Source organism: Paracerasibacillus soli (assembly GCF_042432965.1).
GTDB classification, from domain to species: domain Bacteria; phylum Bacillota; class Bacilli; order Bacillales; family Amphibacillaceae; genus Paracerasibacillus; species Paracerasibacillus soli.
Window position 1 is genome coordinate 24,155 of the sequence record NZ_JBHLWL010000056.1, and the last position, 23,567, is coordinate 47,721.

The 23,567-nt window shown below is 35.8% G+C and carries 22 protein-coding genes; 16 read left to right on the top strand and 6 right to left on the bottom strand.

Features of this window, described 5'->3' with window-relative positions; translation table 11 throughout:
* The first annotated feature begins 51 nt into the window (after nt 1–51).
* Nucleotides 52–1,164 carry an alanine dehydrogenase gene (ald, locus tag ACFFIS_RS14265; protein WP_390188081.1) on the top strand — a complete coding sequence of 371 codons (1,113 nt, stop codon included), beginning with the start codon at nt 52–54 and terminating at the stop codon, nt 1,162–1,164.
* Between the two features lie 102 nt (nt 1,165–1,266).
* Here ald and ACFFIS_RS14270 read toward each other — a convergent pair whose 3' ends face one another.
* Nucleotides 1,267–2,364, bottom strand: coding sequence for a M24 family metallopeptidase (locus ACFFIS_RS14270; RefSeq protein ID WP_390188083.1), 1,098 nt, complete (start codon nt 2,362–2,364; stop codon nt 1,267–1,269).
* Between the two features lie 256 nt (nt 2,365–2,620).
* Between ACFFIS_RS14270 and ACFFIS_RS14275 the strand changes: the two genes are divergently transcribed.
* From ACFFIS_RS14275 to ACFFIS_RS14295, 5 genes are all read left to right on the top strand, one after another.
* Nucleotides 2,621–3,286, top strand: coding sequence for a PspA/IM30 family protein (locus tag ACFFIS_RS14275; protein WP_390188085.1), 666 nt, complete (start codon nt 2,621–2,623; stop codon nt 3,284–3,286).
* A 151-nt stretch (nt 3,287–3,437) separates the two neighbouring features.
* Nucleotides 3,438–4,118, top strand: a complete 681-nt coding sequence (locus ACFFIS_RS14280) for a metal-dependent hydrolase (RefSeq protein ID WP_320379377.1) — start codon at nt 3,438–3,440, stop codon at nt 4,116–4,118.
* Nucleotides 4,119–4,476: 358 nt separating this feature from the next.
* Nucleotides 4,477–5,232 (top strand): prepilin peptidase, encoded by a 756-nt coding sequence (locus ACFFIS_RS14285; protein WP_390188086.1) that lies wholly within the window; start codon nt 4,477–4,479, stop codon nt 5,230–5,232.
* A gap of 126 nt (nt 5,233–5,358) precedes the next feature.
* Nucleotides 5,359–5,586 (top strand): hypothetical protein, encoded by a 228-nt coding sequence (locus ACFFIS_RS14290; RefSeq protein ID WP_390188088.1) that lies wholly within the window; start codon nt 5,359–5,361, stop codon nt 5,584–5,586.
* A gap of 72 nt (nt 5,587–5,658) precedes the next feature.
* The gene (locus ACFFIS_RS14295) at nt 5,659–6,963 is read left to right on the top strand and encodes a DRTGG domain-containing protein (RefSeq protein ID WP_390188090.1); all 1,305 of its coding nucleotides are present in this window, start codon (nt 5,659–5,661) and stop codon (nt 6,961–6,963) included.
* Between the two features lie 134 nt (nt 6,964–7,097).
* Here the strand turns inward: ACFFIS_RS14295 and ACFFIS_RS14300 are convergent, their stop codons facing one another.
* Nucleotides 7,098–7,397 (bottom strand): YtpI family protein, encoded by a 300-nt coding sequence (locus tag ACFFIS_RS14300; RefSeq protein WP_390188091.1) that lies wholly within the window; start codon nt 7,395–7,397, stop codon nt 7,098–7,100.
* A gap of 228 nt (nt 7,398–7,625) precedes the next feature.
* Between ACFFIS_RS14300 and ACFFIS_RS14305 the strand changes: the two genes are divergently transcribed.
* Nucleotides 7,626–8,567: a DHH family phosphoesterase gene (locus tag ACFFIS_RS14305; protein ID WP_390188093.1), complete on the top strand. Its 942-nt coding sequence runs from the start codon at nt 7,626–7,628 to the stop codon at nt 8,565–8,567.
* A 92-nt stretch (nt 8,568–8,659) separates the two neighbouring features.
* On the opposite strand, the gene ACFFIS_RS14310 is transcribed toward ACFFIS_RS14305, so the two are convergent.
* The 3 genes from ACFFIS_RS14310 to ytrH form a co-directional block, all read right to left on the bottom strand.
* Nucleotides 8,660–8,860, bottom strand: coding sequence for a YtzJ family protein (locus ACFFIS_RS14310; protein WP_390188095.1), 201 nt, complete (start codon nt 8,858–8,860; stop codon nt 8,660–8,662).
* A 133-nt stretch (nt 8,861–8,993) separates the two neighbouring features.
* Nucleotides 8,994–9,494 (bottom strand): sporulation membrane protein YtrI, encoded by a 501-nt coding sequence (gene ytrI, locus ACFFIS_RS14315; protein ID WP_320379373.1) that lies wholly within the window; start codon nt 9,492–9,494, stop codon nt 8,994–8,996.
* A complete protein-coding gene (ytrH, locus tag ACFFIS_RS14320; RefSeq protein WP_320379372.1) occupies nt 9,494–9,823 on the bottom strand; it encodes a sporulation membrane protein YtrH in 330 nt (109 codons plus the stop codon). The genes ytrI and ytrH overlap by 1 nt, the downstream gene beginning before the upstream one ends.
* Before the next feature lie 172 nt (nt 9,824–9,995).
* Here ytrH and dnaE point away from each other — a divergent pair, with 172 nt between their 5' ends.
* The 8 genes from dnaE to ACFFIS_RS14360 all read left to right on the top strand — a co-directional run bounded on the left by dnaE (nt 9,996) and on the right by ACFFIS_RS14360 (nt 21,031).
* A complete protein-coding gene (gene dnaE / locus ACFFIS_RS14325; RefSeq protein WP_390188097.1) occupies nt 9,996–13,346 on the top strand; it encodes a DNA polymerase III subunit alpha in 3,351 nt (1,116 codons plus the stop codon).
* Nucleotides 13,347–13,496: 150 nt separating this feature from the next.
* The gene (ystJ, locus tag ACFFIS_RS14330; RefSeq protein WP_390188098.1) at nt 13,497–14,732 is read left to right on the top strand and encodes an NADP-dependent malic enzyme; all 1,236 of its coding nucleotides are present in this window, start codon (nt 13,497–13,499) and stop codon (nt 14,730–14,732) included.
* A 26-nt stretch (nt 14,733–14,758) separates the two neighbouring features.
* A complete protein-coding gene (locus ACFFIS_RS14335) occupies nt 14,759–15,379 on the top strand; it encodes a FadR/GntR family transcriptional regulator (RefSeq protein ID WP_320379369.1) in 621 nt (206 codons plus the stop codon).
* A 141-nt stretch (nt 15,380–15,520) separates the two neighbouring features.
* Nucleotides 15,521–16,381: an acetyl-CoA carboxylase, carboxyltransferase subunit beta gene (accD, locus tag ACFFIS_RS14340; protein ID WP_390188100.1), complete on the top strand. Its 861-nt coding sequence runs from the start codon at nt 15,521–15,523 to the stop codon at nt 16,379–16,381.
* Nucleotides 16,378–17,337: an acetyl-CoA carboxylase carboxyl transferase subunit alpha gene (gene accA, locus ACFFIS_RS14345; RefSeq protein WP_390188102.1), complete on the top strand. Its 960-nt coding sequence runs from the start codon at nt 16,378–16,380 to the stop codon at nt 17,335–17,337. The genes accD and accA overlap by 4 nt, the downstream gene beginning before the upstream one ends.
* 407 nt (nt 17,338–17,744) lie before the next feature.
* Nucleotides 17,745–18,704 carry a 6-phosphofructokinase gene (gene pfkA, locus ACFFIS_RS14350; protein ID WP_390188104.1) on the top strand — a complete coding sequence of 320 codons (960 nt, stop codon included), beginning with the start codon at nt 17,745–17,747 and terminating at the stop codon, nt 18,702–18,704.
* Nucleotides 18,705–18,728: 24 nt separating this feature from the next.
* Entirely contained in the window at nt 18,729–20,489 is a 1,761-nt protein-coding gene (gene pyk, locus ACFFIS_RS14355) for a pyruvate kinase (RefSeq protein WP_390188105.1), read from the top strand.
* A gap of 149 nt (nt 20,490–20,638) precedes the next feature.
* The gene (locus ACFFIS_RS14360; RefSeq protein WP_320379368.1) at nt 20,639–21,031 is read left to right on the top strand and encodes an FxsA family protein; all 393 of its coding nucleotides are present in this window, start codon (nt 20,639–20,641) and stop codon (nt 21,029–21,031) included.
* Nucleotides 21,032–21,061: 30 nt separating this feature from the next.
* On the opposite strand, the gene ytvI is transcribed toward ACFFIS_RS14360, so the two are convergent.
* Nucleotides 21,062–22,168 (bottom strand): sporulation integral membrane protein YtvI, encoded by a 1,107-nt coding sequence (gene ytvI, locus ACFFIS_RS14365; protein ID WP_320379367.1) that lies wholly within the window; start codon nt 22,166–22,168, stop codon nt 21,062–21,064.
* 251 nt (nt 22,169–22,419) lie between these two features.
* Between ytvI and citZ the strand changes: the two genes are divergently transcribed.
* Nucleotides 22,420–23,538: a citrate synthase gene (gene citZ / locus ACFFIS_RS14370; RefSeq protein ID WP_320379366.1), complete on the top strand. Its 1,119-nt coding sequence runs from the start codon at nt 22,420–22,422 to the stop codon at nt 23,536–23,538.
* The last annotated feature ends 29 nt before the right edge of the window (nt 23,539–23,567 follow it).

The following is a 23,567-nucleotide window of genomic DNA, read 5'->3' on the forward strand; positions in this document are numbered from 1 at the left end:
TATGGTTAAAAGAGGATAGTAAATTAATTGAAATAATGGAAGGTGTATGACATGAAAATTGGGGTACCGAAGGAAATTTTAAATCATGAAGATAGAGTAGCAATGACACCAGCGGGGATTGTTGCGTTAAAAAGTGCAGGCCATGAAGTGTATGTAGAAACAAATGCAGGAATTGGTTCTGGTTTTACAGATGAGTCATATGAAAAAGCAGGTGCGACAATTGTAGCTACAGCAAAAGAAGCGTGGGCACATGAAATCATTATGAAAGTAAAAGAGCCACAACCAAGTGAATTCGGGTATTTTTATAAAGGACAAATTTTATTTACATATTTGCATTTAGCGAATGAGGAAGAGCTAACGAAAGAGCTTGTGAAACATGAAATAACAAGCATTGCATATGAGACTGTACAACTTGACAATGGCGCACTACCACTCCTAACTCCAATGAGTGAAGTAGCAGGTCGAATGGCCACACAAATTGGTGCACAGTTTTTAGAAAAGTCATATGGTGGAAAAGGGGTATTGCTTGCGGGGATTCCTGGGGTGAAACGTGCGAAAGTGACTGTAATTGGTGGTGGCGTTGTTGGAACGAATGCAGCAAAAGTTGCGATTGGCTTAGGGGCTGATGTAACTTTAATTGATTTAAATCCGGAACGTCTTCGTTATCTCGATGAGCATTTTGGAGCAAATTTAAAAACGATTATGTCCAATCCAATGAATATCGCAGAATCGGTTGCGGAAGCAGATCTTGTTATTGGTGCGGTACTTATTCCAGGTTCTCGTGCCCCCAAACTTGTGACAGAGGAAATGGTTAAGGCGATGAGTCCGGGATCTGTCATTGTAGATGTTGCGATTGACCAAGGTGGCGTAGTAGCGACAAGCGATCGGGTTACAACACATGATCATCCAACATATACAAAACATGGTATCTTACATTATGCAGTAGCAAATATGCCGGGTGCGGTACCAAGAACTTCTACGCTAGGATTAACAAATGTGACGGTTCCTTACGTATTACAAATCGCAAATAATGGATTGAAGCAAGCCTGTGAGAAATTTCCTGAATTAATAAAAGGGATCAATACGTATAAAGGTTCTGTGACGCATAAAGGGGTAGCTGAAGCACATCAAATGGAATTAGCCGATGTATTGCAACTGCTTTAATTATCATGTTGTAATAAAATGGTGGTAGTAAGATTTAAATAATAAAGAGAGTGAGATTCTTATGTAGGTCAAAAATTTCACTCTCTATTTTTATTTATTTAATTAACCAATAATTTGTAGTTCTTTTGGTGACTTTGTTAAAATCTCGGCACCTTTATCTGTTATAAAAATCATATCCTCAATGCGGACACCGCCAATATGAGGAACATAGATACCTGGCTCAATTGTAAAGCACATACCAGTTTGAATAGGTAATTCATTGTTCTCATGCATGGACGGATATTCATGTACTTCAATTCCTAATCCGTGTCCAATTCTATGATTAAAATATTCACCGTATCCGGCTGCTTGAATATGGTTTCGTGCTGCTTGGTCCATTTTACCAACAGCAGTTCCAAGTGTTGCAGTTTGAATTGCCTTTTGTTCAGCGTGAAGTACTGTTTCATATATTTTCTGTTGTTCGTCTGTTATTGATTTATAACTAACGGTACGGGTGATGTCTGAACAATATCCCGCATGAATAACCCCTAAATCAAATAATACAAGATCTCCTGGTGTTATTTTTTTTAGCCCAGGTGTGCCATGAGGAGATGCAGTTTTATCACCTGATAATGCCATTGTGGAAAAAGACATTTGTTGAACGCCTTGCTTTTTTAATTCATATTCAATAGTTGCAATAAGTTCTAATTCAGTTTTTCCTTCCTCGATGGCTTTTATGCCAGTAGCTACACCGAAATCTGCAAGTTCTGCAGCTTCTTTTAATAATGTATATTCGGATTCATTTTTAATTAAGCGCATCATAGCGATGATTTCTTGGGCATCTACTAATTCTGTTTTTGAAAATGTTTGCTTTATTTCTTCAAATCGATTTAAGGTTACATGTTGATGTTCAAGTCCCATTGTTTTTGGCTGGTCATTATTTTTAGATAAAAATTGTTTAAATAACTCCCAAGGGTTTTCATGATCATGATATCCAATTAAGTCATATTCCCACCCGGCTGATTTTGCATCATTTACCTCCATTGCAGGAACGATTAGAAGTGGATTGGACTTCTCGCTTAAGTAAACTGCAATAACTCTTTCGTGAGGATCTGTATAGTAATTACTTAAGTAATACACATTTGCTTGAGAAGTGATAAGTATACTTTCTAGATGATTCTGTTTCACCTTTTTTAATAATTGATGAATTCGTTCTGACATATTTACACCTCATTTTCTATATCATTGTTATTCTATCCAGTAAATAGTGTATCATAAGATTAGTATACGCTTATACTGATAAACACTATGAATCATATGATATAAAGTTTTAGAAACTGGATGACTTATTTACATGGATGAGAACTGTACAAAACCATTGATTTAAAAGTAATTATTTTTATGAAACTTTATGCAATATTTTACGTAATACATAGTAATACCAAGAACAAAGATAAGCTTAAAGGAGGAAATAACAATGGTTAACTTTTTTAAACGTGTAAAAACAGTAATTAGTTCAGAATTAAATGCGATGTTAGATAAAGCTGAAGATCCAGTGAAAATGCTTGAACAGTTTATGCGTGATATGGGAGAAGATATAAAAGAAGCTGAAAAAGCAGTAGCAAAACAGATTGCCAACGAAAAAATACTTAGTCGAAAACTTGCGGATGCAAAAACGATGGTAGAAAAAAGGCAACAGCAAGCAGAGCAGGCAATTACAGTGGAAGATGATGATTTGGCAAGAAGAGCTTTACAAGATAAAAATGAATATGAAAAACAAGTAACACTTTTACAGGAATCGTGGGAGCGGGCACAAAAGGATGCAGAGGAACTCAAAGCTCGCCTAGCAGATATGAAGAAAGAGTACGCCCAAATGAAATTAAAGAAAGATTCCTTAAAAGCACGTGCCGAATCTGCAAAAACTAGAACTAAAATTAACCGTACAATGTCATCTATTGGGAATGATGATTCAAAGTCTGGTTTTGAACGAATGGAAGAAAAGGTATTGCAGTACGAGGCAGAAGCAGATACAACAGAAGATTTATCTTTAGAAGGTCGTACACTTGATGACGAATTTGCTAAATTAGATGACAATGTAGACGATGAGTTGGCCGCATTAAAGGAAAAAATGGGAAAAAGTTAATAGTAGGCAAAGGGATTAGTCATGAGGGCTGATCCTTTTTTACGCCTCATTCCTATCGATTATAAATAAAGGAAAAATCGAAAATCTGTCGAATACATATTGTATGTGGTATATATGGGATATATAGATTATAAAAGGAGAGATGTTACATATGCAAATTTCGTATCATGGCCACTCAGTTGTGCAAGTAAAGACAAAGGATCATGCCATTATTATCGATCCCTTTATTACGGGGAATAAATTATGTGACCTGGATCCAAATGAACTAATAGTCGATGTTATTTTATTAACCCACGGGCATAATGACCACGTTGGTGATACGGTACAAATTGCGAAACAAAATAATGCTTTAGTAGTTGCTCCAAATGAATTGGCTGTTTATTTAGGGCGACAAGGTGTAAAAACACATCCAATGAATCTTGGTGGTGCATGGGATTTCGACTTTGGCCGAGTTAAATTTACGCAAGCATTTCACGGTTCTTCTTATGAGGAAGAAGATGGGACATTCGTATACACAGGGATGCCATCTGGGATTTTATTAACAGTAGAAAATAAAACATTATATCATCTAGGTGATACAGCATTATTTTCTGATTTGAAAATGTATGGTGAACTTCACGATATTGATGTTGCGTTTATTCCAATTGGTGATAATTTTACGATGGGGCCAGAAGATGCACTATTAGCAGCGGATTGGGTAAAAGCAAAGATGGTTGTACCTGTCCATTACAATACATTTCCACCAATTGAACAAGATCCAGATAAATTTGCAAGTCAAGTTAAAACTGGTGAAGGAAAAGTATTAAAAGTAGGAGAAGTTTTGGAAATGTAGTTGTATAAATTACTTGTACGAGAAGAACGGCCATTTTGAATCGTGGTCGTTCCTTTTTGTGAACAAGTATAATTCCTTGTAAGGTTCATGTAAAGTGAAACTTTCATGAATGCAGCCTACTAGAATGTGTCTAAATATATCGAAAACTATATTGACGCTTCGTATTGCTATTGCTATGATAAAAGTAATGTACACCTAGGACAAAAGAACTGCATTGAAAAGATGAAATACGATTGCAGTGTGGGTACCTATAATCGTTATTAAGTTAGTAGTGTCTGGCCTTTGCGAAGACTTTTTAGTGTTTGTAAAGGCTTATTGATTATCATTTGCTAGTAGTCTTTAGAATAGGAGAATAATTGTGGAAGTATGGCTTGGAATTTATTTTACGATGATTGGTTTATGTTTTGGTTCTTTTTTTCATGTAGTCGGTTTACGAATGCCAAAGTATGAAAAATACGGAATTAGTCGTTCTCGTTGCCCAGCTTGTCGAATACAACTTAGGTGGACAGAGCTTATTCCAGTTCTATCGTTTATTCTACAAAAAGGAAATTGTAAAAATTGTCATCACCCCATCCCCATTTCTTACCCCTTCATTGAACTTTTAACAGGCACATTATTTTTAATGAGCTATATAAAAATCGGCTTACATGTAGAATTAGTTACGGCCTTACTACTGATTTCTATGCTTATCATTGTCTTCGTATCAGATATAACTTATATGATCATCCCAAATCGTCTGTTGTTATTTTTTTTACCATTATTAATTGGTGTACGAATTATACAACCACTTCATCCATGGTGGTCTTCAATCATAGGTTCATTACTTGGTTTTGGAACTCTTTATATTATCATTCTCGTTAGTCGGGGTGGTATGGGAGCAGGCGACATGAAATTATTTGGGGTATTGGGCATAGTGTTAGGGGTACAAAAGGTTTTACTTGCTTTTTTCCTAGCTTGCTTTTTAGGCGCTTTATTTGGTGGACTTTTAATCATAAGTAAAAATAAATCACGAAAACACGTTATTCCATTTGGACCATTCATTGTTTTTGCGAGTATAATTTCCTACTTTTATGGGCAAAACATCGTGGATTGGTATGTTGGCCTTTTATATTAAATTAACAACATCGTCGACATTAAAACTAGTCACTTTTATCATTTTACATCTAATCTGCAAAACTAGTTCTCAATCGTACAATTAGGTCATAAACTGTAGTAAACAGTAATAGGGGGAAGTTTATGTATGCGTCACTATGCTATTTTACGTTTATTACTAGCTAGCTTTTTTATGTATTTTGCCTGGCCATTAATACCACAGGCATCCTCGCAATTAGAATCAATTTTTTGGGGAACGTGGCTTGTATTTTTTATGTTAGTTGTCGGGGCAAATTTAGCAAATCTTTTACAATTAAATGATCCACCGGTAATGGAACAGGATTATGAACAAAGGTATCGTACCCATAATTATTGAGATTGTGCAGTTTCAACTGTATAATAAAGTAACATAATTTTATTAGTACAGTTGAAAGTCGGGTGTTTACACATGACAAAGCACGAACAAATTATCCAACATATAATTTCTTTAGAAGTTGGCCATAAAATATCGGTTAGACAAATTGCTCGTGCACTTGCTGTAAGTGAGGGTACTGCTTATCGTGCAATAAAGGAAGCGGAAACACAAGGATTTGTTAGTACGATAGAGCGTGTCGGAACCATTCGGATTGAAAAGAAGAAAAAGGAAAACTTTGAACGGCTAACTTTTGCAGAAGTCATCAATATTGTTGATGGACAAGTCCTTGGTGGGCGAGAAGGTCTCCATAAAACATTAAACAAATTTTTAATTGGCGCCATGCAACTTGATGCGATTGCTCGCTACACGGAGCCTGACTCTTTACTTATTGTAGGTAATCGTGTTGACGCACAAGAACTAGCCCTCCATGATGGAGCTGCTGTTTTAATTACGGGTGGTTTTGATACCGCGGACCATATTAAGCAATTAGCAAATGACAAGGAATTGCCGGTAATGTCCACAAGTTATGATTCGTTTACAGTGGCGGCGATGATTAACCGGGCGATTTACGATCAACTTATAAAAAAAGAAATTGTTTTTGTAAGTGATATATTTACACCATTTAAAGATGCTTATTACTTGCATGAACACGATTTGGTGACAGATTGGTATCAAATGAACGAAAAAACTCGTCATACACGCTATCCAGTACTCGACCGTGATAATCGGGTTGTCGGTATGGTCACATCACGTGATATTATGGGAGAAAATAAATCGGAGCGGATTGATAAAGTAATGACGAAGAATCCTCTCGTTGTCCAGGAAAAAACATCGCTTGCTTATGTTTCGCATATGATGGTATGGGAAGGTGTGCAAGTTTTACCTGTGGTTGATGATCAAGAAATTTTATTAGGCGTTGTTTCAAGGCAAGATGTATTAAAGGCGATGCAACAAATTCAGCGTCAACCGCAAATTGGGGAAACGATTGATGACCTAGTTTCCCAAAATCTAGAATTGGTAGACGAGATAGGAATGGTCTTTCAAACAAAAATTATTCCGCAAATGACAAATCAACTTGGCACACTATCAAATGGTGTATTTAACTCATTAGTAACCGAAGCAGCGCGAAGGCAACTGCTGCAAGTAAAAAAGGCTGAATTAGTTGTTGAAAATATTACGATACATTATTTGAAACCTGTTCCCATCGATCAACAAATTTTGTTGAAACCGCGGCTATTGGATGCTGGGAGAATTTATGCTAAAGTTGATGTCGATGTATTTAATAATAAAAAATTGGTAGGTAAGGCCTTAATTATGGGGCAAATTATTAATCGTTAATATAAATATAGGCTAAAGGTGTACTGTTTAAAGGTAATAAAAATGGTTCTAATCATCGATGTGTGTTGATGATGGAACCATTTTTTGATTCATTTCATTTTTTACTAATATGAATATGAGGAGAAACGCTACTTCTAAGACTCTGGATGTAGCCTGCGGTATTCATTCCGATAATGTTTTGCTTCTTTGTAACCGGAAATTAATTGCAATCCACCGAGCAGAATAAATATAATCCCAATAAATAAAGACAATTTCGTCCCGTATGTTAGATATTGGTTCATGCCAAAGAAAAGGATAAACGAACCGAGGCACATGCGTGCTTTACTATTAAAATATCGTTGGGTTAAGCCGTCTTTTGTTTTTAATATAGCAACTTTATAATAGATGTATAATACAATAGAAACTACAAAAATCATTACAAAAATTATTGACATCGTATCGACTCCTAGTAAAATTTCTCCAATATTGCACATGCTTACAAGTAATGTGCTGAAATTACTTCTATTGTAGCGTGTTTTCGTAAAACTTTCCAGAATGAGCAGCATTTACAAGGAATGAACGTACTGTACTATGGAATTGTTGTCTTAAAAAAAGCTATATATTATAATGACAATACGGTATAAGCCGTTCAGCTTACTAAAGATAAAGGAGTCCAATACAGTATGGAGCAAATCCAAATTATAGATGCTATTTTAGAGTCTGAAACTATTATTATTCATCGCCATGTGAGACCAGATCCAGATGCAATTGGTTCGCAAGCAGGGCTAGGTGAGTTAATCAAGCATTCTTTTCCTGATAAACAAGTTTATATCGTTGGAGAAAGTGATCCTTCATTAGCTTATTTAACAGAAATGGATCAAGTCGAGGATACACTTTATCAACATGCACTTGTCATTGTTTGTGATACAGCTAACACAGAACGGATTGATGATCAACGCTATTCGTTAGGAAGGAAACTTATTAAAATTGATCACCATCCGAATGACGATACATATGGAGAAATACAATGGGTGGATACAAAAGCAAGTTCAACATGTGAAATGATTTATGAACTATATGAACAAGGGAAAAATCATGGTTTTAAAATGAATGAAGAAGTTGCCCGATTGCTCTACGCTGGTATGGTAAGTGATACAGGTAGATTTTTATTTTTAAATACAACATCAAGAACGATGGAGGTTGTAGCAAAATTAATTAGTTATCATTTCGACCGTCAGCAACTTTTTGATTCCATGTATAATATGGAAGGAAAGATAGCGAAATTAAAAGGATTTGTATTACAACAGTATACACTCTCGCCAAACGGTGTTTGTTATATCAAGTTAACGAAGGAATTGCTCAAAGAATTTGACGTCACATCTGTTGAAACAAGTCAATTTGTGGGTGTACTTGGGGATATCGAAGGGGTGTTAACATGGGTTATGTTTGTAGAAGAAGAGGACCTTATTCGAGTTCGCTTGCGCTCAAAAGGCCCAGAAATTCACCGTCTTGCCGCAAAATATAATGGTGGGGGACATCCTCGTGCTTCAGGCGCTTCCGTAAAAAGCTGGGAAGATGTTGACGCATTATTAACAGATTTGGAGCATATATGTGCACAGTACTGAAGAAATAGGATATAAGAGAGAGATGACCGATTAAAGTACGTAGCCACTAAAAATGAAAAAAACTAGGGGTGAGATATAATTACATTGAAATGTTATGGACACCCCTTATCCTTTTTCATGGGAATAATGAAGCAACCACCTTTTGTGTAATCAAAAATTACTTGTAAATTTTCATTTAGTATTTCCTGCTTTAACTTTCTAATTAAATAGGAAGATTCAGCATATGCACAATAGCCTTTCTTTAAATCATTTATTTTCTCAGCACAAATTTTTTTGTTCAACATGATATTCATGTTTTAAATCATCTCCTTCCCAATAATGTATGCTATGATAAAATTGTATAAATGAGACTAAACTTTGTAGAAAATGATTATTGAGCGTCCTTTGATTTAACCTCAAATGTGTGCGATATACGCAAATTGATGATTATTCAATATCAACATCAACATGGATTTTTATTTGTCTATCAATAATTAGCTTTTGAACATTAAAGCGATATGCAAAATCATCAACTTTAAAAGCTTTATTTTCAATTGTTGATATGAGAAGTTCCGCACTTTCCGACACGGAGCGAACTTCTTGCCCAATGAGATGATTAATTTCCTCTTTGGCAAGTTCGACTAATTGATGTTCGATTAATTTATCAATCTTTAAGTCATCCGGATTTAATATTTCAATATAGATGTTTTGCACAAGCCAAGGCTTTTTTGCACGCTCATCTAAATTTTCATTATCCTCTGTGAGCGCTTTATTTTGTTTTTGAATAGTGGAAAGTTCCGACTGTAAAGACATGTTCTCCTCAACTAACGCACTGTACATTTTCCCATACATAAAAATAACGACAAGATAGGACAATAGTGCACCAAAAAATACACCAACAAAAAAACGTTGCCAACCTACTTTTTTATAAAATGGCGGAATATGCATTATCCCACATCCTCTTGTACAATCCATTCTATTAAAATTAATCCTAACTTTACGCCACCCATAGCTGAAAGAATTAATAAGATTTGTTTGAAAGCGTCAAATGCAGAGCCTTCCAATGCATTCTCAAAGTTTGAAATTGCGTCAAATGTACCACCAATAGCTGCAACAATTGCCCATATACGTAATTTTTTAGCGATTTGACTCACTTCATTTAAAGGAGGGTGGCCAGTAGCAAAAGCACCGATACTTCCGATTAATGACCCACCAATGATTACACCAAAGGCGATGAAAAAACAGTGGATAAACGAGACGAAAAATCTTTCTTCCATGCACAGATCCCCTTTTGAATGGATGTTCAATAACTGAATCATCTACTTGAACAACATGTAATGGTTCTTTCACATTGTATGAAAAATGAGGACAAGATATGTGTACATGTACAAGTAACCTATGTTTTCGCTATAATAGATTTAGACATAACAGTAGTAAAGGCGGGATTTTATGTCATTTACTCATCTACAAGTAAAAAGCGGCTATAGTTTAATGGAAAGTACGGTTACCGTTGAAAAGCTAGTTTTAAAAGCAAAAGAATTAAAGCTTACCGCTCTAGCATTGACAGATGAACACGTATTACATGGCGTTGTACCATTTTATCAAACATGTATAAAAAATGGCATTAAGCCAATTGTAGGCATGACTGTACACGTTCTGACAGAACCAGAACAAGTGGATACATGTATTTTATTAGCAAAAAATAATCAAGGTTACCACGATTTAATACGGTTAAGCACATTTTTAAATACAAACGAATCGTCGGTTATATCGCTTGATGCATTAGCAAATTATGTAGGCGATGTATTTGGTATATTACCAGCGATACAAAGTAAGTTAGGTACAATTGGACTGCAAACTCGGATGGAACAGGCAGAAAAGTATGTGACGAGTTGGAAGAACACATTTAAGAAAAATAGTCTTTTTATTGGAATTCAAGACCATGGATTGGAAGAAGAACGTGTAGTCAATCAATTTTTACAAGTACTGCAACAAAAAGCTTCTTTTCAAGTTGTTGCAATTAATGATGTGCGTTATTTGGAAGAAAGAGATGTTCTTGCATACGATTGTTTACAAGCAATGAAACAAGGACGACGCTGGACAAATGATAAAAGTCCACATGCATTAAAACGATTCCATCATTTGCGTTCCACTACAGAAATGGAACAAATATTTACATCATCTTGGCCGGAAGCATTGCAAATGACCGAGGTTATTAGGAGCCAGTGTAATGTAGATTTATCTTTTCATGAACGCAAACTACCTACTTATCCACTTCCACAAGATGTGGATTCAGCTAATATGTATTTGCGACAACTATGCTATGAAAATGTAAAAAAGAAATATGTGCAGATGACAGATACAATTCGCGACAGACTAGACTATGAATTATCAATCATTCAAACGATGAAATTTAGTGATTACTTTTTAATCGTTTGGGATTTTATTAAATATGCAAAAGAAAAGGAAATTATTGTTGGACCAGGAAGAGGATCTTCTGCAGGATCACTTGTTGCATATGTATTGAACATAACGGAGATTGATCCATTAAAACACGATTTACTATTTGAAAGGTTTTTAAATCCTGAACGTGTGACAATGCCAGATATTGATGTAGATTTTCCAGACCATCGTCGAGATGAGGTTATTCAATATGTGCAAAATAAATATGGTAAGGAACATGTGGCACAAATTATTACATTCGGGACCTTTTTGGCAAGGTCCCTTCTTAGGGAATTGATTAAAACAATCGGAATTAATCAACAAGATACAAATTTTATTATGCAGCATATCCCAGCACAGACGAAGCAACCACTTCAACAAATTGTACGGGAAAACAAAGTGTTACATGACTATATTCGTCAATCCGAAAAATTGACGTTATTATTTGCTATTGCAATAAAATTAGAAGGATTACCACGGCATGTATCAACACATGCAGCGGGTATCGTCATAAGCGAACAACCATTACAAGCGCATGTTCCACTTATGAATAGTTCTACAAATATTTATTTAACACAATATGCAATGAATCAATTAGAAACGATTGGTTTATTAAAGTTTGACTTTCTAGGGTTACGAAACTTAACGTTGTTGGAAAGAATGATCAGAACAGCAAATGAGGTGTTAAACAGAAAAATTTCACTTGCAAAAATTCCTGAAAATGACGGGGAAACCTTTTCGTTATTACAAAATGGTAAGACAAATGGAGTTTTTCAACTCGAATCAGTCGGTATGAAGCGTGTACTGACACGTCTCAAACCAACTGAATTTGTAGATATTGTCGCAGTAAACGCATTGTACCGTCCAGGTCCCATGGATAATATTCCGCTTTATATTAATCGGAAATATGGTCTGGAAGAAGTAACATATCCGCATCCCGATTTAAAACCAATTTTAGAATCAACGTATGGCGTTCTAATATATCAAGAGCAAATTATGCAAATCGCACATCGTATTGCAGGTTTCACTTTGGGACAGGCTGATATATTACGGCGTGCCGTTAGTAAAAAGAAACAAGATGTGATGGCTGCCCAAAAAGAAGCGTTTATTCAAGGGTGCATAAGAAACGGATATAATAAAAGTGTTAGCGAGGAGTTATTTGCCTGGATTGTCAAATTTTCAAATTATGGCTTTCCTAAAAGTCACGCCGTTGCTTATAGTAAAATTTCATATGAACTAGCTTATTTAAAAGCACATTATCCATTAGCTTTTTATGCAGAGTTACTTAGCTCTGTTTCAAATCAGCCTGATAAAACGAGTGCCTATATAAAAGAAATGAGAGCAGTAGATATTCATTTAGCGCCACCTTCAATTAATGATAGTTTTCATAAATACACTGTAGAAGGAAATGGAATCCGGATGGGGCTGCTGGCAATAAAAGGTGTTGGTGTCCAAGCAGTGACAGAAATTGTGCATGTTAGAAAAACGGGACCATTTACTAGTCTTTTTGATTTTTGTTTACGTGTATCAACAAAAGCTATAAATCGAGCTACATTAGAAACGTTAATTATTGCAGGTGTATTTGATGATATTTATCCTAATCGTGCGAGTTTATTAGCATCGATTGACCAAGCGATGGAGCAAGGAGAATTGTTTAAAGAATTTCTTGATCAACCAAGCTTCTTTCAAGACGAATTACAAGTCAATGAATCTTATGTACCGATTGAGGATTTTACCTTATTCAAAAAGCTTGCAGATGAAAAGGAATTGTTAGGCATGTATGTTTCTGACCACCCTTTACAAATGTATCGCAGGCAATTAAAGAAAAATGGCTTTATTTCTATACAAGAAGCGGAACAAAATATAGGGCGCTTTAGAAAAGGAGCTGTCACGATTCAAGCAATTAAAAAAATCCGTACAAAACGTGGAGACTCGATGGCATTTTTAGTAATAAGTGATGAATCAAATGAAATGGACGCTGTGTTATTTCCAAATATATATCGGGAAGTAAGCACTTGGCTACAAGAAGAACAAATTGTAGTAATAAATGGGAAAGTGGATATGCGAAATGATAGGCTACAATGGGTTATTTCGGAAATAGGACCGTTTGAAGAAGAAGCGTTTAAGGAAAGTAATCAAAGGTTATTTGTTAAAATTACGAATAATACTGAAGAAAATGCAATGTCATTTTTAAAAGCCAAAGCAAAAGAGTTTCCAGGTCAAACACCAATCCTGATTTATCATGAGGAAAAAAAGCAAACTTATAAATTAACGCATGATTTTATTCAACCGAACGAGGAATGTATCAGTCAACTACAGCAATATTTTGGAAATGAAAATGTTGTTCTAAACGCATAATAGTATCAGTTAAATATTGTTTGTCACAGACTAGGTTTGTGTTATGATATAATTTGTAGACGAGCCTAGTCTTCTATTTTAACTGAATAAGTGGTCAGACCACTATGGAGTGTCAATTAGGAAGTGCCGATGTATAAAGGAGCGATAATGATGAGTTTAGAAAATGAAGCATTACATATGCATAAATTAACCCAAGGAAAATTAACGATGAAGTCAAAAGTGGCTGTGCGAAACCAAAAGGATTTAAGCTTGGCTTATTCACCAGGAGTAGCAGCTCCTTGTAAGGTGATTCATGAGCAAAAAGATAAAGTTTATGATTATACGATGAAGGGTAATATGGTAGCGGTAGTGAGTGATGGATCGGCAGTATTGGGATTAGGTAATATTGGTCCAGAGGCTGCTCTACCAGTTATGGAAGGAAAAGCAGTTTTATTTAAAAATTTTGCTGGAGTAGATTCTTTTCCGCTTTGCTTAGCTACGCATGATGTGGAAGAAATTGTTCGTACTGTTAAATTACTAGAACCTACTTTTGGTGGAGTTAATTTAGAAGATATTGCAGCACCAAATTGTTTCATTATTGAAGAAAGATTGAAGAAAGAAACCAATATACCGATATTTCATGACGATCAGCATGGTACAGCAATTGTAACTGTAGCGGGATTAATCAATGCTTTGAAACTGGTAGGTAAATCCTTTTCGAATATTAAAGTTGTAGCAAATGGAGCAGGTGCTGCTGGTATTGCAATCATTAAATTATTATATAGTTTTGGTGTCCGGAATATGGTGATGTGTGATTCTCGTGGTGCGATATTTGAAGGACGAGCTTATGGTATGAATGAAGTAAAAGATCGCGTTGCAAAGATAACGAACTTAGATAAACAGGAAGGTTCCTTAGAAGAAGTATTAGAAGGTGCGGATGTATTTATTGGAGTTTCTGTTGGTGGAGCGCTAACGAAAGAAATGGTTCGAAAAATGAATGATGACGCGATTATTTTTGCGATGGCAAATCCGGAACCTGAAATTATGCCAGAGGAAGCGAAGGAAGTTGGCGCAAGAGTGGTTGGTACTGGTCGTTCTGATTACCCAAATCAAGTTAATAACGTACTTGCTTTTCCTGGGATTTTTAGAGGAGCACTTGATGTTAGGGCGACAAGGATCAACGAAAAAATGAAAATTGCAGCAGCGAAAGCTATTGCATCCCTTATACAAGCGGAAGAATTAAACGATGATTATGTGATACCAGGTCCATTTGATAAGCGAGTAGCTCCAATTGTGGCAGCTAGTGTTGCCAAAGCTGCAATGGAATCCGGAGTGGCTAGAATCCAAGTTGATCCTGAAAAAGTCGCTGCTAAAACAAGAAAACTAACAGAGCACGTAGAACAATAAGGCGCATGAAGGAGTCGAGTGGTGAATTGTCTACTACGAATCATCAGAAAGTATATTATAGTGTTTTAGAAGAAATACGTAATTATATAGACCATCATCGGTTAGTATCAGGAGATAAATTACCATCTGAGAGAGAATTAGCAGAAACCTTGTATGCCTCACGTTCTTCTGTACGTGAGGCATTGCGAGCAATGGAACTACTTGGATTAATTCAGACAAGACATGGTGAAGGCACTTTTTTAAGTAATTATCAATCCTATGAATCAGTTGAATTATTAGCATCCTTTATTTTACGAGAAAAACATACGCGACAAGAGCTTGCGACGGTGAAACTATTATTAGAAAAAGAAGCTACAAAGTTAGCGATTCATTTTGCAGAAAACGGAGATTTTATGAAGTTGAAAACCATTATGCATACTGCAAATTCAGGTGAAAATGAAAAGCATATGGCATTTTTTCAGTATATATTCGATATGACTAATAATTTATTAATAAAAAAGATATGGTTAATTATCGTATCTTTTACACAGACATTACATGATCTTTACTATGAACAAACATTTTATAAGGATGTTATAACAGCACTGCAAGAGAAGGATAGTCCAAAAATAGAACAGTTATTTTTTGAACAATTGATTAATAGATAAAATTTATGAATTATTAAATAATGGGGCAGAAAAAATAAAATTTAGTAACCGACAGATTACGACATCATTTTTGAATTATATAAGTTATAGTAGTGTATACACGAAAAATGATTGAACTGTTTAGAAAGAGGGGGAGTCACCTTGCTTAAAGATCTCTTCGGAAAAAAGAAAAGGTATGTAACCATTCCAAGTGAAGAAACAAAACAGGATATCCCAGAAGGGCTAATGAAAAAGTGTGAAAAATGCTATAAAATATATTATCGAAAAGAAATGAACAAAAGTTTAAATGTTTGCCCAAGTTGCGGACATCACCACCAATTGAATGCGTGGGAAAGAATTCATAGTTTGTTCGATGAAAACACGTTTGAAGAGTGGGATCAACAATTAATTTCCACTAACCCATTAGGCTTTCCGGATTATATAGAAAAGTTGGAAAAGGACCGCGTAAAGACAGGTCTTAATGAGGGAGTAGTAACGGGCAAGGGGTTAATTGATGGACAAGCTACAGCATTTAGTGTGATGGATGCAAGTTTTAGAATGGGAAGTATGGGTTCTGTTATAGGAGAAAAAATAGCGCGTGCTGTTGAGCATGCACGAGAGCAAAGCTTACCTTTTATTATTTTTACTGCATCTGGTGGCGCCCGTATGCAAGAAGGGGTACTTAGTTTAATGCAGATGAGTAAAACATCTGTAGCAATTAACCGCTTTTCCCAAGAAGGTGGCTTAATGATTTCCGTTATGACTCACCCTACGACAGGTGGAGTATCTGCAAGTTTTGCTTCATTAGGCGACTATAACTTTGCTGAACCGGGTGCGCTAATTGGTTTTGCTGGTCGCAGAATCATTGAACAGACAACACGTGAAAAATTACCAGATGACTTTCAAACGGCAGAGTTTTTATTTAAACATGGTCAATTAGACCGTGTAGTTCATCGGCATGATTTAAAACCTTTACTTGCAACAATATTGAAAATGCACCAGAAAGGTGGTGCTCATCAGTGAAACATATATTAGAGTTTGAAAAACCGATTGTAAATTTAAAAGAAAAAATCCGTGAGTTAAAAAGATTTACAAAAGATAGTGAGATAGATTTATCAGATGAGATTAAAACGTTAGAAAAAAGATTAGCACTTTTAGAGGAAGATGTTTACGGAAATTTAAAGCCTTGGGACCGTGTGCAAATGGCACGTCACCCCGAGAGACCTACTACTTTAGATTATATTCAGGAAATTTTTACTGATTTTATCGAATTTCATGGTGATCGATATTTTGGAGATGATCCCGCAATTGTTGCTGGTATTGCATTTTATAAGGATTTTCCTGTAACTGTCATTGGCCACCAACGGGGAAAAAATACGAAGGAAAACATAAAACGTAATTTTGGAATGCCGCATCCTGAAGGATATCGTAAGGCATTGCGCCATATGAAATTAGCAGAAAAATTTAATCGACCGATTATTTGTTTTATTGATACGAAAGGTGCGGAGCCAGGAAGGCAGGCAGAAGAACGTGGGCAAAGCGAAGCAATCGCCCGTAATTTAATGGAAATGGCAGGATTAACGGTACCTATCATTTGTATCGTGATTGGTGAAGGAGGTAGCGGTGGAGCGTTAGCCTTAGGAGTAGGAGATAAAATCTATATGTTGGAAAACTCTACTTACTCTGTTATTTCACCAGAAGGAGCTGCCGCAATATTATGGAAAGATGCGACGCTTGCGCAGCGTGCAGCGGAATCGATGATGATCACGGCTCAAGATTTAAAACAACTAGAAGTAATTGATGAAATTATTCCAGAGCCAAAAGGTGGTGCCCATCGCCATCTGAAAGAACTAGCGAAGGGAATTGACGCGACGATTCAAAATGCACTAACTGAATTACAACAACTTTCAAGTGATCAATTGTTAGAAAAACGGTGGGAAAAATATAAAAATATCGGCCAGTATGGTGAAGTAGAGTGAATAAAGAGGAGAGGTTGACATGATGTGTCAACCTCTTTATGTGTTATTTTGAACGATTAGATTTCCTTTAATAGTACACACTATTCACCTAGATGTCACGTAATGGTATACCATATATAAAATGATGGAAAACATCGTTACGTATCAATTGATATTTTTAAATTTTGCTATTATCTTTGAATACGGAGGGTATGATAAGTGGTAAATGAATGGTATGATTTTTCGTAAGTGTATGGACCATTTTAGTAGCGATAAAAGACACTCAAAAAAGTTCAAAAAAACGAATTTCATGTAACTAATATTCCACTTGGTATCCATTAAAACAAATGTATGTCTCATACTTTGTAGAAGTGCTAAGCAAAATGTAGGTTCAATTTATCTAAATTTGGAAGCCTAGAGGTGATAGTATGAAGAAAATAGGTGTATTAACAAGTGGGGGAGATGCCCCAGGAATGAATGCAGCTATCCGTGCTGTAACGAGAAAATGTATTTATCATGGTATCGAAATATACGGAATCATGAATGGATTTCAAGGGTTAATAGATGGTAATATCAAGAAAATGGAAGTTGGCTCTGTTGGTGATATTATCCAACGCGGAGGAACGAAACTCCTGTCTGCACGTTGTGATGAATTTAAAACAGCTGAAGGACAACAAAAAGGGATTGAACAGTTGGAGAAATTTGGTATCCAAGGTTTAATCGTCATTGGTGGAGATGGTAGTTTTCGTGGTGCAAAGGCATTAACAGATAAAGGATTTCCATGTATTGGAGTACCTGCAACAATCGATAATGATATCGCTGGTACAGACTTTACTATTGGATTCGATACAGCCTTAAACACAATTATTGAAGCTATTGATAAAATAAGAGATACTGCTACGTCACATGAATGCACATATGTCATTGAAGTAATGGGAAGAAATGCTGGTGACTTAGCTTTATGGGCGGGTCTTGCAGATGGTGCCGAAAGTATATTAATTCCAGAACATACGGATGACTTTGATGATGTGGTAGATCGGCTCTTACGAGGCCATGAACGTGGTAAAAAGCATAGTATTATTATTTTGGCTGAAGGTGTTGGCAGCGGAATTGATTATGGTGAGCGAATTGAAAAAGCAACAAATTTTGAAACGAGAGTTACTGTTTTAGGACATATTCAACGTGGTGGATCCCCAACGGCAGCTGATCGTGTTTTGGCAAGTCGTTTAGCTGCAAAAGCAGTGGACTTGTTGTTAGAAGGTCAGGCTGGAAGAATGGTGGGTATTCAAAACAATCGACTTATCAACCATGACATTAATAAGATACTAGAAGAAAAACATACCATCGACATGGATATGTACCAATTATCAAGAGAACTATCTATTTAATAAATCGTGTATGGAGGCAAAAAAATGAGGAAAACAAAAATCGTTTGTACGATTGGGCCCGCATCAGAATCTGTAGAAACCTTAGAACAATTAATTAAAGCTGGAATGAATGTTGCTCGTTTAAATTTCTCCCATGGAAATTACGAAGAACATGGAAAACGTATTGAAAATATTCGGAAGGCGGCTGAAAAATTACATACTACAGTTGCGATTTTACTTGATACTAAAGGCCCTGAAATTAGGACAGGGATTTTTAAAGAAGGACAAGCGAATATCGAACAAGGAAATAATGTTTATCTGTCTATGCAAGAAGTCGAAGGAACAGCTGAACGATTTTCTGTTTCATATGAAGGATTAATAAATGATGTTCATGAAGGTTCAAAAATCTTAATTGACGATGGATTAATTGAATTAGAAGTAACAGAAATTAATCATGAACAACATGAGATTAAAACAATAGCATTAAACTCTGGCCTGGTAAAAGATCATAAAGGTGTCAACGTACCAAATGTGTCAATTAATTTACCAGGAATTACAGAAAAAGATGCGAATGATATTAAATTTGGTATTGAACAAGATGTTGACTTTATTGCTGCTTCTTTTGTAAGAAGACCTTCAGATGTTTTAGAAATTAAAGAGTTGCTAGAACAACAAAATGCGACTCATCTACAAATCATTCCTAAGATTGAAAACCAAGAAGGCGTCGACAACATTGATAGTATATTGGAAGTATCTGATGGACTGATGGTGGCTAGAGGTGATTTGGGTGTAGAAATACCAGCTGAAGATGTTCCATTGGTACAAAAAGTGTTAATTAAAAAATGTAATATAGCAGGTAAGCCGGTTATTACGGCAACACAGATGCTCGATTCGATGCAAAGAAATCCACGTCCAACAAGAGCAGAAGCATCTGATGTCGCAAATGCTATTTTTGATGGATCTGATGCTGTCATGCTTTCAGGTGAAACAGCTGCAGGTAAATACCCAGTAGAATCTGTTCAAACAATGGCTAATATCGCATTGAAAGCAGAAACGGGTCTAGACCATCAAACAATCTTGAAAAAACGCTCAAAATCTGTTGATATGACGATTACAGATGCAATTAGCCAATCGGTTACACATACAGCCATGAATTTGGATGTAAGTGCCATTATTACACCGACAGAAAGTGGATATACTGCTAGAATGATATCCAAGTATCGTCCAAAAGCACCGATTATTGCTGTTTCTTCTTCCGAGCATGTTAATCGTCAGTTAAGTCTTGTATGGGGTGTTCATTGTATTAAAGGCAGCAGAACTTCCACAACAGATGAAATGTTAGATTTTGCAGTTAAACAAGCATTAGAAACAAACTTATTCCAGCGCGGTAGTCGCGTTATCATTACTGCAGGTGTTCCGATTGGAGAGAGTGGAACAACGAACTTGATGAAAGTTCATATTGTAGGAGATGTGATTGCCAAAGGTCAAGGTATTGGGAAACGTAGTGCCTACGGACGAGCAGTTATCGCAAGGGACGCAAAAGAAGCAAACGAAAAAGTACAAGATGGAGACATCCTTGTCATGATTGGGACTGATCGTGAAACGATGCCAGCATTTGAAAAAGCAAGTGGCGTCATTACTGAAGAGGGTGGTATTACTTCCCATGCTGCAGTTGTCGGTCTTAGTTTAGGAATACCTGTTATTGTCGGAGTAGAGGATGCATTAACAAAAATTCAAGATGGGCAAGATATTACATTAGATAGTGCAAAAGGTGATATCTATATCGGGCAAACAAACGTATTGTAGTGTACAAAGTTTGCTAGTCGTCGAGTGATGAAGCTGGACAATAATATAAAAAAGTAATTGTTTTTTTCATGATAAGGGTGATAAATTCAAGTTAATAATGAATTTATCACCCTCTGTCATATTAATTTTAATTGAAAAGGAGCTTTGTCATGCGCCTGTTATTACTAATTTTTATAATTTTATCTGCACTAGAGATTGGTGTATTTGTTTGGATTGGAGGAATTGCTGGGCCGTGGTGGGTTGTGATAGGGATTATTTTAACGGGAATGATTGGTGTTACAATTGCGAAAAAGCAAGGGATGGAAACATGGCGACAAGCGCAACAAGCTATGTTGGAACATCGTATGCCAGGTGAACAAATTGTTGATGGTATTTATATTTTTATAGGTGCGTTATTCTTATTTACACCTGGCTTTATTACAGACCTTGTTGGTTTTATTTTTGTTATTCCGTGGACAAGAACAGCTTTTAAGAGACTTTTTCATGAAAGAATTCGCCAAATGGTTCAAAAAAACACCATTCACATTCGCTATCGTCGCTGAAGAAATGCTCTCTATACGCAGGTACAACGACTAACTGTTTGATTTTCCTTTTATAAAATGCCAAATTGTATGGAATAACTTTAATTTTACTAGCATGACGATACAAATAAGAATAATAGGAGCTAGCACAATTCCGCTTAATCCCCACATTTGCATACTTACGAATAAGACAAATAAGCCTAATAAAGGATTGATGCCAATATTTGCTGACAATATCTTAGGCTCTAAAAGTTGCCTCGTAATAATGACAATCATATATAAAATTGCTAAGCTAATCGTTAATGGATAATTTCCAGTGAAAAATAAGTATAAAATCCAAGGTATAAAGATGATTCCTGTACCAATGAGAGGTAATATATCTGCAACTGTGGCAAACAGTGCTATGGTTAAGGCGTGTTCGATTTGTAATATAAGTAGACCAAATAAAATGATGACAGAAGAGATACATATAAGGATAACCTGTGCTTTAAGATATCCGAACAACGCATGTTTCAATTCCCGGAACACAGAGGAGCTATTTTTTCTCCAGTGTTGTGGAAGTATTGTGAAAGCTCTTCTTTTGAAATAGTTCCAGTCTTTCGTGAAAAAAAATGTTGCAAGTCCAATAAAAATAAATACCGTAACCGATGTTGGGATAAGTAATAATGTGCTAGGTATTTGAAATAGCATATCGCGCAACATATTTGCCCCTGTAGTACCAACATAGTTTGTCATTTGTTTCACATATATGTCAAAGGTATCATTGAATTGCGGATTAATATTTTTGAATATGGATGTAATTTTTAGCGTATATTGATGAATGATATCGCTTATTTGAGAAATAAAGGTTTGGTAATAACTCGGTAATTGGTTAGCTAAGTAAACCGTTCCTTGTATAAGCTCAGTCAATATCATAAAAATTATACCGAATAATAGTGTGAAGCAAACTAGCATTACTGTAATTGTAGCGATTATTCGCGGAAACCTTAAATGAAATTGTAAAAAGTTAACAACCGGTTGAATAGTAAAAGCAATAATAAAAGCAATAAGAAATGGGTAGATATAAGGTAATGTATACATACATAGTAAATATACCGTTATTGGAATGAACAAGACGAATAAGGCCCTAATTAATTGCTGACTAAATTGCTTGTACAATTTTTCACCTCATTATTAAAAAAGTACTCAAGATATTACATATGTTGAAAAAGAACAAAATAGACATGTCTATAAATTAATTTCTCAAAAAATAAACGCTTTCAATTCACTTTGTACGTGATTTATCTTATAATGAGTTTTGGGGATGACAATATCATAAATTTGTAAGAAAATTGTAATCATATTGTCAATAATCTAATACACAGATTACTTGTATGAATACAAGAGTACTAGAAAAGGAGAGGGATATAATGACAGCAACGAAAGGTTTAGAAGGAATAGTAGCAACTCAATCAGCTATTAGTTCTATTATTGATGATCAACTAACATATGTCGGTTATCGAATTGATGATCTAGCCGAACATGCAACTTTTGAGGAAGTCATTTACTTATTATGGAATCAGAAACTACCAAATAAAGAGCAATTAGAAACACTACAAAAGGAAATTAGTGAAAATATGGCATTACCAGAAGGTGTTGTAAACCATCTACACTCATATGATTTAAGTTCTGTACATCCTATGGCAGCACTACGAAGCGCGGTATCCGTTCTTGGATTGTATGATGATGAAGCGGATGTTATGACGGATGAGGCAAATTATCGTAAAGCAATTCGTTTACAAGCACGAATAGCTACAGCTGTTGCTGCGTTTGCACGAATTCGCGATGGCAAAGATCCAATTGGACCAAAAGATGGACTAGGCTATGCGGCTAATTTCTTATATATGTTAAATGGTGTAGAACCGAAAGATATTGAAGTAGAAGCATTTAATAAGGCGTTAGTTTTACATGCAGATCATGAATTAAACGCCTCTACATTTACTGCAAGAGTATGTGTTGCAACATTGTCTGATATGTACTCAGGTGTTACTGCAGCTATTGGCGCATTAAAAGGACCGCTTCATGGTGGAGCAAATGAGCAAGTAATGAAAATGCTTACGGAAATCGGTGAAGAAGAAAATGCAATTCCATACGTAAAAACGGCATTAGAACGAAAAGAAAAGATTATGGGCATGGGGCATCGTGTATATCGTTCGGGAGATCCACGTGCAAAACATTTACAAAAGATGTCAAAACAATTAACAGAATTAATCGGTGAACCAAAATGGTACAATATGTCGGTTAAAATTGAGGAATATATTAAAAAAGAAAAGGGTTTGCCTGCTAACGTAGATTTTTATTCAGCGTCAGTTTATCATAGTTTAGGAATTAAACATGATCTATTTACACCAATTTTTGCTGTTAGTCGTGTATCGGGATGGATTGCACATATTTTAGAACAATATGCAAACAATCGACTGATCCGTCCAAGAGCAGAATATACAGGACCACAAACACAGAAGTACATTCCGTTAACAGAAAGAGTATGATCAAGAATAGCCGGCTATACCGGCTATTC